Annotated in this window: 10 protein-coding genes; 2 read left to right on the top strand and 8 right to left on the bottom strand. The window is 34.4% G+C overall.

Annotation, left to right across the window (positions count from 1 at the left end):
* Positions 1 to 43 precede the first annotated feature (43 nt).
* The 4 genes from BG05_RS13995 to BG05_RS13980 form a co-directional block, all read right to left on the bottom strand.
* Positions 44 to 1759, bottom strand: a complete 1716-nt coding sequence (locus BG05_RS13995; RefSeq protein WP_002185196.1) for a peptide ABC transporter substrate-binding protein — start codon at positions 1757 to 1759, stop codon at positions 44 to 46.
* A 283-nt stretch (positions 1760 to 2042) separates the two neighbouring features.
* Positions 2043 to 3749 (bottom strand): peptide ABC transporter substrate-binding protein, encoded by a 1707-nt coding sequence (locus BG05_RS13990; protein WP_002185195.1) that lies wholly within the window; start codon positions 3747 to 3749, stop codon positions 2043 to 2045.
* Between the two features lie 357 nt (positions 3750 to 4106).
* Positions 4107 to 4913: an ABC transporter permease subunit gene (locus BG05_RS13985; RefSeq protein ID WP_002128483.1), complete on the bottom strand. Its 807-nt coding sequence runs from the start codon at positions 4911 to 4913 to the stop codon at positions 4107 to 4109.
* Positions 4906 to 5799, bottom strand: a complete 894-nt coding sequence (locus BG05_RS13980; RefSeq protein WP_002128485.1) for an ABC transporter ATP-binding protein — start codon at positions 5797 to 5799, stop codon at positions 4906 to 4908. Before BG05_RS13980 ends, BG05_RS13985 begins: the two co-directional genes overlap by 8 nt.
* Before the next feature lie 164 nt (positions 5800 to 5963).
* Between BG05_RS13980 and BG05_RS13975 the strand changes: the two genes are divergently transcribed.
* Positions 5964 to 6557, top strand: a complete 594-nt coding sequence (locus BG05_RS13975) for a TetR/AcrR family transcriptional regulator (RefSeq protein ID WP_002128486.1) — start codon at positions 5964 to 5966, stop codon at positions 6555 to 6557.
* A 95-nt stretch (positions 6558 to 6652) separates the two neighbouring features.
* On the opposite strand, the gene BG05_RS13970 is transcribed toward BG05_RS13975, so the two are convergent.
* Positions 6653 to 7621 (bottom strand): helix-turn-helix transcriptional regulator, encoded by a 969-nt coding sequence (locus tag BG05_RS13970; protein ID WP_002185191.1) that lies wholly within the window; start codon positions 7619 to 7621, stop codon positions 6653 to 6655.
* Positions 7622 to 7680: 59 nt separating this feature from the next.
* Here BG05_RS13970 and BG05_RS13965 point away from each other — a divergent pair, with 59 nt between their 5' ends.
* Entirely contained in the window at positions 7681 to 8124 is a 444-nt protein-coding gene (locus tag BG05_RS13965; RefSeq protein WP_002185186.1) for a VOC family protein, read from the top strand.
* 56 nt (positions 8125 to 8180) lie between these two features.
* Here the strand turns inward: BG05_RS13965 and BG05_RS13960 are convergent, their stop codons facing one another.
* The 3 genes from BG05_RS13960 to parE all read right to left on the bottom strand — a co-directional run bounded on the left by BG05_RS13960 (position 8181) and on the right by parE (position 14025).
* Positions 8181 to 9212: an oxidoreductase gene (locus BG05_RS13960; RefSeq protein ID WP_002185185.1), complete on the bottom strand. Its 1032-nt coding sequence runs from the start codon at positions 9210 to 9212 to the stop codon at positions 8181 to 8183.
* 423 nt (positions 9213 to 9635) lie between these two features.
* Positions 9636 to 12059, bottom strand: coding sequence for a DNA topoisomerase IV subunit A (parC, locus tag BG05_RS13955; RefSeq protein ID WP_002014315.1), 2424 nt, complete (start codon positions 12057 to 12059; stop codon positions 9636 to 9638).
* 1 nt (position 12060) lies between these two features.
* Positions 12061 to 14025, bottom strand: coding sequence for a DNA topoisomerase IV subunit B (parE, locus tag BG05_RS13950; protein WP_002185183.1), 1965 nt, complete (start codon positions 14023 to 14025; stop codon positions 12061 to 12063).
* Positions 14026 to 14028 lie beyond the last annotated feature (3 nt).

The raw sequence follows: 14028 nt of genomic DNA, 5'->3' as shown, positions 1-14028 counted from the left end.
AGCATTTCAAAAGCATATTAGCCACTTTTGAAATGCTTTCATGTTATTTCTTTCCGCCATCCTCAGTTACATACGCCCACTTAAAGCTATATTCTGGACTGATGTTGTGTTTCACAATTCCTTTTACATTCGGTTTCATTACATATGATCTTCCTGTTTGATATAAAGGTACTAATCCAGCATCTTCTTCAAGGAATAATTTTTCTGCTTTCCCTAACGCTTCCCAACGTTTCTTCGGATCAGACAGTAATTCATTACCTGCTTTTTGTACCATTTCATCGTATTTCGGGTTTGAATAACTCATTTGGTTATATGGGCTCTTCGATTCAAACATATCAATAAATGTCATCGGATCCGCATAGTCTGGACTCCAACCTGCATAAGAGATTTCATAATCTTGCGCTGATTCTAATTTTAATTTTTGTTTGAACGGCTGAATTTTCGTATTAATCGTTACACCTTTTAAATTTTTCTCAATTTGATCTTTAACATAATCAGCAATCTTTTTCGCAGTTCCATCATCATAGCTTAGTAATTCAATTGTAACTTGATCTTTTCCAAGTTCCTTTTTCGCTTCTTCCCATGCAGCTGCTGCTTTTTTCGTATCTTGTTTCAGACCATTTTTAAACGTATCTTGATAATCTTTACCGTCAGGTCCTGTCGCAAGCCCTTTTGGAACCAATTGATCTGTTGCTTTTGATCCATTATTTAAAATAACATTTGCTAAACCTTTTTTATCAACTGATAATGCAATTGCTTCACGAAGTTTTTTACTCTTTAACGGTGTATCTTGTCCGTTACGCTTTTGATTTAAACGTAAGAAGAATGTACTTGATTCTGCATACTCACCGTATTCATCTTTATTCGATTTATATTTATCTACAAACTCTCCTGATAGTAGTGTGAAATCAATTGATCCTGTATCATATAAATTTACTTTCGTAGCAACTTCTTTTACTACACTATAATTAATTTCTTCTAATTTCACAGTCTTATTATCCCAATATTTATCATTTTTCTTCAACTGCCATCCTTGTTCATGTTTCCATGAAGACATAACGAATGGCCCATTATACACCGTTGTATCTGCTTCTAAACCAAACTTATCTCCTTTTTCTTTTACAAACTTTTCATTTAATGGATAGTATGACGGGAATGCTAATAAATTTAAGAAGTACGGTACCGGTTTTTCTAATTCTACTTCTAGCGTGTAATCATCTACCGCCTTCGCTCCTAATTCAGTTCCAGGTTTTTCACCTTTATTAATCGCTTCTGCATTTTTAATATAGTAGGCAATAAACGCATATTCCGCCGCTGTGTTTTTATCAAGTAAGCGCTGCCATCCGTATACGAAATCTTTCGCTGTTACAGGATCTCCATTTGACCATTTCGCATCTTTACGCAGTTTAAACGTATATTTTTTACCATCTTCGCTTTTCGTACTTGATTCTGCAGCAGCTGGAATAGGCTTATTATCTTTATCAAGACGATATAACCCTTCCATTGTGTTCCCTAAAATTTGTGCCCCTAACGTATCAGTAGATTTAGAAGTGTCCATCGTCGGAATTTCTTGGTTTTCCGTACGATTTAATACTTGCTTCGCTGCATATTTAATATCAGATTTTTTTTCTTCCCCACTATTAGATGTAGTAGTCGTTTTCTTCTCTCCACCTGACCCAGAGCACGCTGTCAATGCAACGCTCATCGCTAAAACTGGTACTACAACTGCTGTTAACTTTTTCATCTTTTTTCTCTTCATTTTTATACCCTCCCCAATTATATGTACAATACCAACCCTTGAGAGACCCCTTGCTAAGGATTTACTTTTCAGAAAATTATAACTAATATTATTCTACTCTATTTTCCGCGTTTGTAAATAGTTTTATTTTAAATATTCAGATTTTTTCTTCGTGATTTAGTATGATTTATCCCTCATCTACTGTATTTACATACTATACCCCTTATTCTTCTCTATTTAATTACAATAAAAAAAGCATTCCAAAAGTAGATTAGCTACTTTTGGAATGCTTTTTTAAAAGCTATTATTTTCCGTCTTTCTCAGTTACATAAGCCCATTTAAAGCTATACTCTGGACTAATATTATGGTGAACAATGCCTTTTATATTCGGTTGTAAAACGTAAGCATCTCCACGTTGATATATAGGTACAAGCGCTACATCCTCTTCAAGTAATAATTTCTCTGCTTTTCCTAGTTCTTCCCAACGTTTTTTAGCATCATTCGTTAATTCACCGCCCGCTTTTTTGATCATTTCATCATATTTCGGATCAGAGAAGCTCATTTGGTTATGAGAATGCTTAGAATCAAACATATCTAAGAATGTCATTGGATCTGCATAGTCAGGTCCCCAGCCAGCAAACGAAATATCATACTCTTGCTCAGTTTCTAATTTTAGTTTTTGCTTGAATGGCTGAAGTTTAATATTTACTGTTACACCTTTTAAATTTTTCTCAATTTGATCTTTTATATATTCTCCAACTTTTTTCGCATTACCAGTATCGTAGTTTAAAAATTCAATCGTAACTTGATCTTTGCCAAGCTCTTTTTTCGCTTCTTCCCATGCTGCAGCTGCCTTTTTGGAGTCTTGTTTCAGACCATTTTTAAATGTCTCTTGGAAATCTTTACCATCCGGTCCAGTTGCTAAACCTTTTGGTACTAAGAAATCAGCAGGTTGTGAGCCATCATTTAAAATAACAGTTGCTAAATTCTTTTTATCAATTGATAACGCAATTGCTTCACGTAATTTTTTGCTCTTTAACGGTGTATCTTGTCCACCACGTTTTTGATTCAGACGGATGAAATACGTACTCACTTGTGAATATGTTCCAAACTCATCTTTCTTATTTCTATATTTATCGACAAACTCACCATTTAATAAAGCAAAGTCAACTTGACCGCTATCATATAAATTCACACGAGTTGCTTGCTCTTTTACAACGCTATAGTTAATTTCATCTAATTTTACAGTCTTTTTATCCCAATATTGATCATTTTTCTTCAACTTCCAACCTTGCTCATGTTTCCAGTCAGTAAGAACGAACGGTCCATTATAAACTACTGTATCAGATTCTAAACCGTATTTATCCCCTTTTTCTTTTACAAATTTTTCATTTAGTGGATAATACGATGGAAATGCTACTAAGTTTAAGAAGTACGGTACCGCTTGCTCTAATTCAACTTCAAGCGTATAATCATCCAACGCTTTCGCTCCTAATTCAGTTACAGGTTTTTCTCCTTTATTAACCGCTTCTGCATTTTTTAGTGGGAATGCGATAAACGCATACTCAGCAGCTGTTTTCGGATCTAATAGACGTTGCCATGCATATACGAAATCTTTCGCAGTTACTGGATCACCATTTGACCATTTTGCATCTTTACGTAGTTTAAATGTATATTTTTTACCATCTTCACTTTTCGTACTAGATTCCGCGGCAGCTGGAGTTGGCTTATTATCTTTATCTAGGCGATACAAACCTTCCATTGTATTTCCTAAAATTTGCGAACCAAGTGTATCCGTATTTTTCGAAGTATCCATCGTTGGAATTTCATTTGTTTCTGTTCGATTTAACACTTGTTTTGCCGCTAATTTCCCCTCTGACTTGCTATCTCCACTTGAGTTTGTGCTTGTCTTTTTATCTCCGCCTGATGTAGAACATGCTGTTAGTGCCATGCTCATTGCTAAAACCGGTACTACAACTGCTGTTAGTTTTTTCATTTTTTTCTTTTTCATTTTCTGTACCCTCCCTAATTCTAAACGATATCTATTTAAGAATTTTCTGATAATTCTCTTTTTCTTTATATACTTATCAGACGATTCTTACTACTTCTTATTCTACTAATTTTTTAAAATTTGTAAAGTATTATTATTAAAAATTTTTAAAAAATTATTTTCTTACAGTAATATTCATAAAAATTCCATATAGTTTTTTAACATCGTTTTTTATCGTTACATATACACTAATTTAATAGTGTTAATTATGTTTTCTAATAAACAGACTGTAGATTATCGTTAATAAATAATGTATATTTTAGAAATCTTTTTCCTACAAAAACGAAAAAAGCCCACTTTCTCAGTGGACTTTCTAATTTACAACGGTAAATCCCTCTTCCTAAACACTACAATTGCTACTATGAAGATACAAAGCGCTCCAGCAGTTAAGCCTATACTTACTGGCCATATATTATATGTTCCTTCAGCAATTTCTTTCGGACGAAACAATGTAAATAAAGATATATTTCTCATCCACTCTAACTTATCACTTAATTTCCCTACCATATCTAATACGAAAAATAAGATTGTTAAACTGGCTGAGTAGCTAAGTGCCTTTCTTTCATCATTACATATACAAGAAAAGAAAAATGAATAGGCACTAACTACTAAAAATATAAGCCCTCCGACTATGTTTATTTTCAAAAATAATTCTCGATTTAAGTTATTATCTTTTAAAAACCATTCTGCACCTAATATACCAGCTACATAAGTAACAATTACAATTATTAGTAGCCCCAATATGAGAACAGCAGCTTGTGTAATTGCAATTTGCATCCTTGATACAGGTGTTGCTAATAAATATGCCATCGCCCCTTTATCTACATGACGAGCAATTAAATGCGTTGCAACCGTGACACAAAAAATTGTTAAAATGATAATAAACAATAGACTATAATATTCACCAGCTAAAAAATCCATTACATTTTGAATCGGACTTTCCATTCCAACAATTTTTTTCACACTACCAGGCATGGCACTTATTAATTCATTTAAACCTTTGGCTGAAACCATCGATGGGAATATCCAAATTAATAACCATAAATAAAGAGCTGCACCAGTAGCATAGCTGAATATACTTTTTTTCGTTTCTTTCAAACTAGCTAAAAACAATTGCTTATTCATGCTTTACCCCTTCTTCCTTATCGTAATAATGCATAAATAAATGTTCTAAATCCATTGCTCTCGTTTGAAGCGCCGTTACATTATAGTTTGAAAGTGTTTGTAAAACAGTTTGATAGTTTCCTTGCACAATAATCGATGCTTCTCTACCTTTCACCGCTTCAAATTGCAAATTACATTGTGTAAGAGACTCGATTTCTTCTTGAGATGATACGGTTACATCTATTACCTGTCGTCTCAAGCTTTGTAAATCATGAATATTTTCAACCGTTACAAGGCGACCATCTTTAATTATAGCCACTCTGTCACAAGTTCTCTCAATCTCAGTAAAAATGTGCGATGACATAAGGATTGTTTTTCCTCTTTGCTTTTCTTCTAATATTAAATCTATAAATACTTGCTGCATAAGTGGATCGAGTCCTGATGTCGGTTCATCTAAAATTAACACTTCTGGATCATGCATAAATGCCGCAACTATACCTACTTTTTGTTTCATTCCTTTAGACATTTTTCGAATTGGTGTTTTCACATCGAACTGCAAACGTTCTATCAATTCATCTCGTCTTTTTATATTTTTTAACCCACGCATTCCTTGCATCAAATTTAAAAACTCTAATCCATTCATTCCTTCAATAAAAGAAATCTCTCCTGGTAAATAGCCAACTTCTCTTTGAATTTTCGCAGCATCTTCCCAACAATCTAATCCGAAAATTGTCGCTTTACCAGCCGTCGGTTTTATAAATCCCATTAAATTACGAATCGTTGTTGATTTCCCAGCACCATTTGGTCCTAAGTAGCCAAAAACTTCTCCTTCTTTCACTTCAAATGTAATATCAAACAAGCCTTTTCCATTTGAAAACTGTTTTGTGACATTTTGAACTGAAATCATAAACCCACCTCATTTTTTGAAATATTTAACATGTGATATTTCAAAATTATTGTACTCCTCATCTTTCATATTCGCAACAACTTTTTGAAATATTTATACGTCCATATTTCAAAAATATTGTTTTCAATTATTTTTTCTTGTATATTTTAAATGAGGTGATTGTATTGAACGGCTTTGAAAAAGTGAAAGAAAAGAAAAAACGTGCCATTAAGGATGCGGCCTTTAAATTATTTTCAGAACGTGGATTTAATGAAGTGAAAATAGAACATATTGCAAAAAAAGCAAACGTTTCTCAAGTGACAATTTATAATCATTTCGGAAGTAAAGATGCGTTATTTAGGGAACTTATACAAGAATTTATAATATCTGAATTTCAATATTATAAAGAGCTTGCAGAAGAAAAATTACCTTTTCATGATATGATGCAAAAAATGATTGTAAGAAAAATGAATACTGGGGGGTTATTTCAGCCTGATATGTTACTACAAATGATGCAAAGAGACGAAGCGCTCCGAGAATTTATTTATAGTTATCAAAACGAAAAAATCTTGCCTTGGTATTTAGAAATATTAGAACAAGCACAGCGCAAAAATGAAATTAATCCACACCTTTCAAAAGAAATGATGTTACTTTACATTCAAATGTTCACTAAATTAGGTGATGATTTCGGGGCACAGCTTCTTGAAGGAGATCGAGAAAAACATATACAAGATGTAGTTACGATGTTTTTTTATGGACTTTCCGTCCCAGAAAAATAATTTTTTCTAAAGAACAAACAAAATCATAAAAAAGCCCTTTGGATATTTAAATCTCAAGGGCTTTTTCATGTCGAAAAGAATTATTAAAACTAACTTTATCTCAAAGAAGTTAAATGATGTTTTATAGATACTACCTTATTATAGATTAAATCTTTCAGCACGACAGGCTGAATTGAGATAATCGTTTTTCCGAAATTCAAAAAATAACTTGAAATAAAATCAATTTCTTTCTTGTTAAAATAGCCTGTTATAATGTAATTTTCTTTTTCTTTTTGTATCCTCATGGAAGGATAATTCTCTTTATCAAAAATGTCTTTTCCTTCTTGATTAACAATGACAATAAAATCAATTGCATCAGGCTTTCTGTGAAAAGTAGTAAGATAACTTAATAGTTCTTCGAGCTTTTTTGGATTAGTATTGCTTGTTTCCATAATAGAGAGAATTTTATCACATCTAATTATTTGAGCATTACTTGTCTCAAAATTAAAAATTTTAGCATACCACTGTCCAAATTTAGATTCTATTCGAATAAATTGGGCGACCAATGCTTTCTCCTCATCTTTTTTCAAATATGTTAAACGATAAACCCGTTCAGCAAAAATCCCCTGTAAAAGTTCTTTTAAGAACGGACTAAAGTTACTATGATTTGTTACTTCAAAGGAAAGCGTTCGTTCCATGATTGAAATATTTTTACTCACATTATCAGGTAATACATGTTTAAATTTATTTTCAAGCGCAATACTTTCTATATTAAATGGCTTTGTTTTGTATCCATTTAATGTAAGAATCGAAAAGTATAACGCATACATTTCATCCACACTAAAATATATTGGTGATAACACACTATTTTCTATAATTTTATAACTTCCATTTCTACCTAGTTCAGAATATATTGGTACACCTATTTCTTCTAATGATTGAATATCTCGTAGAGCGGTACTTTTAGAAATATCATATCTAACCATTAAATCTTTTAAATTAAAATATCTTTTATTATTTAAGAAAATAAGCATATCATTTATTCGTTCAGTTTTTTTCATATTTCCCTCCATAAAAGGTGTCATGTATTGAAACCTTTTTAGTCTATATTATAATTATTAACTAATAAAGGAGTTATATATTTATGACATTAGAAATAGCTATTTTTCTTTCAATGGATGGGCAAGCAAAGGAGGCAATTAATTTTTATACACGTAATTTAGAAGCCGAGAAGTTAATGATTGTTACGTATGAAGAACTGGCCAAAAGAGATAGTTCTTTTGAAATTACAAATGAAAATAAAGATCATATTGCCCACTCTGTTTTACAAATTGGGAATACAAAGCTAATGATAGCCGAAGATACAATGAACCCTACTGAACGTTATAGCGTTGGAAATAACATGTCACTTTGCATTCAAAGTGCTAATTTAGAAGAAATACAAAGATTTTATAATAATTTAATTTCCGATAAGCATGTGAAAATAATCTCTCCATTAGAAAAAAATATATTTAGTGAAGCATATGGTATTATTGAAGATCCTTTCGGCATACAAATCCAGTTAATGTATGATAAACGATTAAACTAAATAATGAGTCATATTCATATGTTCCTAATAAAAAAGACACGAAATTCGTGTCTTTTTTATTTTACCGCAATGACTCTACCCGTTTCACTACTCTCAGTCGCCAATTGAATCAATTTAATAACGTCTAAACCTTCTTGAGCAGTTACAGGTAGCTTTTCACCATTTAATATGCTATCTCGCACGCCTTTATAATACATGTCATAGCAGCCGACTTCTGTTGGAATACGCTCTAAGCTTTCTTCTGTTTCTAAAGTAGCAAAATTCTCTTCAGAGTCTGCTCCATAACCATTATCCCCTGGCTTCATTCCAGTCTTTAATTGTTCTTCCTGTGAATCCATACCATACTTCACGATAGAGCCTTTATCTCCATGCAGTGTAAAATGTGGTCCAGCTTGCTTTACGTAACTGCTACTATGTAAAATAACGCGCTTCACTCCATAGTGAAGTACAACATGGAAGTAATCATCCACTGCTGCACCTGGTCGTTGCTTTATTACATCTGCGCTTATCGCATCTGGTTTCCCAAATAATGATAATGCTTGGTCAATTAAATGCGATCCTAAATCATATAATATACCTGATCCTGGTAAGTTCTTTTCTCTCCAGCGATCGCGTACATGTGGGCGGAAACGATCGAAATGCGCTTCATATGCGTATACATTCCCTATTCTTTTTTCTTGTAATAATTTCTTTATCGTTAAGAAATCATTATCCAAACGACGATTATGATACACACTTAAAACGACATTATGTCGGTTCGCTAATGAAATAAGTTCTTCTCCTTCTTCAATTGAAACAACGAATGGTTTTTCCACAACAACATGCTTACCGTGTACAATTGCTTCTTTTACATATGGAAAATGGGTTGTATTCGGCGAAGTAATGACCACTAAGTCAATATCAGCTCGATTTACTAATTCATCAATTGTACCAACAACTTCAGCATTTGGTAATGCTTGTTTCACTACTTCTTCTTTTGATGATAAAATAGCACGAATATCGTATTCTTCTATCGTTTGTAATAACGGGATGTGAAATGTTGTACTAGAAAATCCAAATCCTACAATCCCTACACCTATTTTTTTCATGTTGCCCCTCCATTTGTCCCGCTTTAACGGGCAGTAAGATTCCTAACTCAAAATTCAGCGAAAGCAAAGAAATTAGGTGAGGAATCAACTGCTCGTAAAAGCCCGATTGGTTCAACTAATAATCAGTGGGGATAAAGAAAATTCCCACTGATTAAAGTTTCACTTTATGAGAACGATTTCATTTCATTATTATAACAAGATTATTTTTATATACATAATGATTTGCTTAGAAAAAAGCATCTTGCTATCATTCATAGCAAGATGCTCCCTTTATCCCGCATTAACGCGCAGTAAGACTCCCACCTCAAAATAAGGCGAATGCGAGGGAAGTTAGGCGGGAGACCAACTGCCCGTAAAAGCCCGATTGGTGAAGGCTAATAATCAGTGGGGGATGGAAAAAAAACCACTGATTAAAGTTTCACTTTATTCCGTTCTTTTCTTTGTCCACGTTTCAATTACTTCACCAGTATCATTAACATCTAGTACTAAACTACCATTACTATACCGGTCTTTATTTCGAAACGCTTTCGGATCAATTTCTTCTACAATGTGTTTCTCTGTCTTCATGTAAACTAATTCATCATCTCGAACAATTTCAATACCGACAATGCGGTACGGATTACGTTTTAACTCTTTAAAAATTACAAGGCCTCGCTTCGCCCTCGTTGATTTCTCAATTTCCGATGCCTTTATACGTTTCACAGCACCTCGCTGCGTAACGAGAATAAGTTGATCTTTTTCACCATTTAACGGTTTACCAGAAGCAACATAGTCATCTTCTTTTAAATTAATTGCTTTCACACCAGCTGCTCTGACACCAACTGGACTTACTTCTTCTTCATTGAATACAAGTGCATATGCACCATGTGTTGCAAGAACAATATCACTTGTCCCATCTGTCGCAAATATATCAACAACTTCATCATCTTTTTTCAAGTTTACAGCAACGAATGCCCGTGAATAACGCTGCACTTTATATTGGTTTAATTCTGTTTTCTTAATCATACCGTTTCGTGTAACAAATACGATAAATCGTTTTTCTTCTTCAAAATTCGGTACGACTGTTGCCCAAATTAACGATTCATCTCGCTCGAGTGAAACAAGATTCGCAACGTGTTGACCTAAATCTTTCCAACGAATTTCTGGCATTTCATACACAGGAAGATAAATATAATTTCCTTTGTTCGTAAATAAAAGAACGGTTTCTGTCGTGTTTGTATCGAAACGCTCAAGTAAGATGTCACCCTCTTTCATACCGAAGTATTTCCCGTTCGATGCATTATGCGAACGCCAACCTGTTCGTTTCACATAGCCTTCTTTCGTTACAGTAACGATGACATCTTCTTGCGGAATCATAACTTCCACATCGATTTTAATTTCTTCAATTTCCTCTTCAATTATCGCACGGCGATTATCACTATATGTTTTCTTTACTCTCTTCAAATCTGTTTTAATAACTTGAAAAAGTCTTTTTTCACTTTGTAAAATTGACTGTAACTCTATAATTTTCTTACTAAGTTCCGCTGCTTCTTGCTCTAGCGCTGTAATATCTGTATTTGTTAAACGATATAATTGCAGTGAAACAATTGCTTCTGACTGCGCCTCTGTAAATCCAAATTTCGCACTTAAATTATCTTTCGCATTACGCTTATCTTTAGACCCACGGATCGTTTCAATCACTTCATCTAAAATTGATAATGCTTTCTTTAAACCTTCTACAATATGCTGACGATTTTCTGCTTTTCTTAATTCATATTGTGAGCGTCTTGTAACAACTTCTTTCTGATGTCCAATATATGCATCCAAAATCTTAGGTAATGTCATAAGTGTCGGACGACGATTATTTATCGCTACCATATTAAAGTTGTATGGAATTTGTAAATCTGTATTTTTATATAAATAATTTAAAATACCTTCAGCATTCGCTTCTTTTTTTAATTCTACAACGATACGAAGACCTGTACGATCTGTCTCATCACGTACTTCAGCAATTCCATCTAGCTTTTTATCTATACGTAATTCATCCATTTTCTTAACAAGATTCGCTTTATTTACTTCGTACGGAATTTCTGTAATAACGATTTGTTGCTTCCCGCCACGAATCGTTTCAACCTCTGCTTTTCCGCGAATAATAATTTTACCTTTACCTGTTTCATACGCTTTTTTAATGCCATCTATCCCTTGTATAATACCACCTGTAGGGAAATCTGGTCCTTTAATAACTGTTAACAAGTCCTCCACAGAACTATTCGGTTGATCGATACGCATAATTGTAGCATCAATTACTTCTCCAAGATGATGCGGTGGAATTTCTGTTGCATAACCAGCGGAAATCCCTGTAGATCCGTTCACTAATAAGTTCGGGAACATTGCCGGTAATACAATAGGTTCTTCACTCGTATCATCAAAGTTTGACACGAATTCTACTGTTTCTTTATCAAGATCACGTAATAACTCAGATGCGATTGGTGATAAACGTGCTTCCGTATAACGCATTGCCGCTGCTGGATCCCCATCAACACTACCGTTATTTCCGTGCATTTCAACTAAAACATTACGTACTTTCCAAGTTTGACTTAAACGGACCATCGCCTCATATACAGAGGAATCACCATGTGGATGATAATTACCGATAACATTACCTACTGTTTTAGCTGATTTACGAAACGCTTTATCATGTACGTTTCCTTCTACATACATAGAATATAAAATACGTCTTTGTACCGGTTTTAAACCGTCACGCGCATCTGGAAGCGCGCGGTCTTGAATAATATATTTACTATAACGTGCAAAGCGGTCACCTAACACGTCTTCAAGCGGGAGGTCATGAAACTTCTCTGCCTGCATGTTATTCCACCTCCATCTCCATAATCATTTCATTTTCTAAAATATTTCCTTCTTCTTGCATACCAAATTGTACATTACGCTCAATCCATTTACGGCGAGGTTCTACTTTATCCCCCATCAATGTCGTAACTCGGCGCTCAGCTCTTGATGCATCGTCAATTTTCACACGGATTAACGTACGTGTTTCAGGGTTCATCGTTGTTTCCCATAATTGATCGGCATTCATTTCGCCAAGTCCTTTATAGCGCTGCAACATGTAGCCTTTACCGACCTTTTTCGTTACATCACCTAATTCTTCATCAGACCATGCATATTCAATTACTTCACTTTTCCCTTTTCCTTTACTTACTTTATATAAAGGTGGAAGTGCGATAAATACTTTACCAGCTTCAATAAGTGGTTTCATATAACGGTAGAAGAACGTCAGTAGTAACACTTGAATATGTGCTCCATCCGTATCTGCATCGGTCATAATAACAACTTTATCGTAGTTAATATCTTCAACAGCGAACTCATTCCCTACGCCTCCGCCAATTGCGTAAATAATCGTATTGATCTCTTCGTTCTTAAAAATATCAGCAAGCTTTGCTTTTTCCGTGTTAATTACTTTACCACGTAATGGTAGTACCGCTTGGAAACGACGATCTCGCCCTTGCTTTGCTGAACCACCAGCCGAGTCACCCTCTACTAAATACAATTCGTTTTTCTGAGGATTACGTGATTGTGCAGGTGTTAACTTCCCGCTTAAAGTACCTTCTGATTTTTTCTTCTTCTTACCAGTACGCGCTTCTTCTCTCGCTTTACGAGCAGCCTCACGTGCTTGTGCTGCTTTAATTGCCTTTCTCACAAGAAGTGTAGCTACATCCGGGTTTTCTTCTAAAAAGTAAGCTAAATGCTCAGATACAATTGCATCAATTGAAGAACGAGCTTCACTTGTACCTAGTTTCCCTTTCGTTTGCCCTTCAAACTGGAGTACGTCTTCTGGTACACGTACAGAAACAATCGAAGCTAATCCTTCTCGAATATCTGTACCCTCTAAATTTTTGTCTTTTTCTTTTAATAAAGAAACTTTACGAGCATACTCATTGAACACACGTGTCATTGCTGTTTTAAATCCAGCTTCGTGTGTACCACCGTCTTTTGTACGTACATTATTTACAAACGAAAGAATGTTTTCTGAGTAACCATCATTAAACTGAAACGCTAACTCTGCTTCAATTCCATTTTGCTCACCCGAGAAATATACAACTGGATGAATCGAATCTTTTTCTTCGTTTAAGTATGAAACGAAAGCCTCAATTCCTGTTTCATAATGAAACACATCTTCTAAATCATTACGTTCATCTTTTATCGAGATTTTCATTCCTTTTAATAAGAATGCAGATTCACGTAATCTCTCACATAATGTTTCATAATTATAATTTGTTGTGCTGAAAATAGTTGTATCTGGTTTGAAGTGCATCGTTGTACCAGACTCTTTCGTTTTCCCGATTTTCTCTAACGTCGTTGCAGGAGTACCACCATTTTCAAAGCGTTGTTCATAAATGCTACCATCTCGCTTAATCGTTACTACTAGCCATTCTGATAAGGCGTTTACAACTGATGCCCCAACACCGTGTAAACCACCACTCGTTTTATAGCCTCCTTGGCCAAACTTACCACCAGCATGAAGTACAGTTAAAATAACTTCAGGTGTCGGCTTTCCAAGCTTATGCATTCCCGTAGGCATTCCTCGCCCTTTATCAATTACGCTAATACTATTATCTTTATGTATTACGACAGAAATTTCGTCGCCAAATCCCGCTAATGCTTCATCAACGGAGTTATCTACTATTTCATATACTAAATGATGCAATCCACGGCTATCCGTACTCCCGATATACATACCCGGGCGTTTTCGAACGGCTTCAAGTCCTTCTAACACTTGAATTGCATCTTCATTATATTGGAACTGATGCTTCGCCAAACT

It is taken from the genome of Bacillus mycoides (assembly GCF_000832605.1).
In the GTDB taxonomy this organism is placed as follows: domain Bacteria; phylum Bacillota; class Bacilli; order Bacillales; family Bacillaceae_G; genus Bacillus_A; species Bacillus_A mycoides.
Note: the sequence above shows the minus strand (reverse complement) of the source record. Positions and strands in the feature narration are given on the sequence as shown.

Excerpts from the sequence above, each read along its gene's own strand:
- BG05_RS13970 (WP_002185191.1), bottom strand. The coding sequence starts at position 7,621 with ATGACACCTTTTATGGAGGGAAATATGAAAAAAACTGAACGAATAAAT.
- BG05_RS13965 (WP_002185186.1), top strand. The coding sequence starts at position 7,681 with ATGACATTAGAAATAGCTATTTTTCTTTCAATGGATGGGCAAGCAAAG.
- parC (WP_002014315.1), bottom strand. The coding sequence starts at position 12,059 with ATGCAGGCAGAGAAGTTTCATGACCTCCCGCTTGAAGACGTGTTAGGT.
- BG05_RS13980 (WP_002128485.1), bottom strand. The coding sequence starts at position 5,799 with ATGATTTCAGTTCAAAATGTCACAAAACAGTTTTCAAATGGAAAAGGC.
- BG05_RS13960 (WP_002185185.1), bottom strand. The coding sequence starts at position 9,212 with ATGAAAAAAATAGGTGTAGGGATTGTAGGATTTGGATTTTCTAGTACA.
- BG05_RS13985 (WP_002128483.1), bottom strand. The coding sequence starts at position 4,913 with ATGAATAAGCAATTGTTTTTAGCTAGTTTGAAAGAAACGAAAAAAAGT.
- BG05_RS13990 (WP_002185195.1), bottom strand. The coding sequence starts at position 3,749 with ATGAAAAAGAAAAAAATGAAAAAACTAACAGCAGTTGTAGTACCGGTT.
- BG05_RS13995 (WP_002185196.1), bottom strand. The coding sequence starts at position 1,759 with ATGAAGAGAAAAAAGATGAAAAAGTTAACAGCAGTTGTAGTACCAGTT.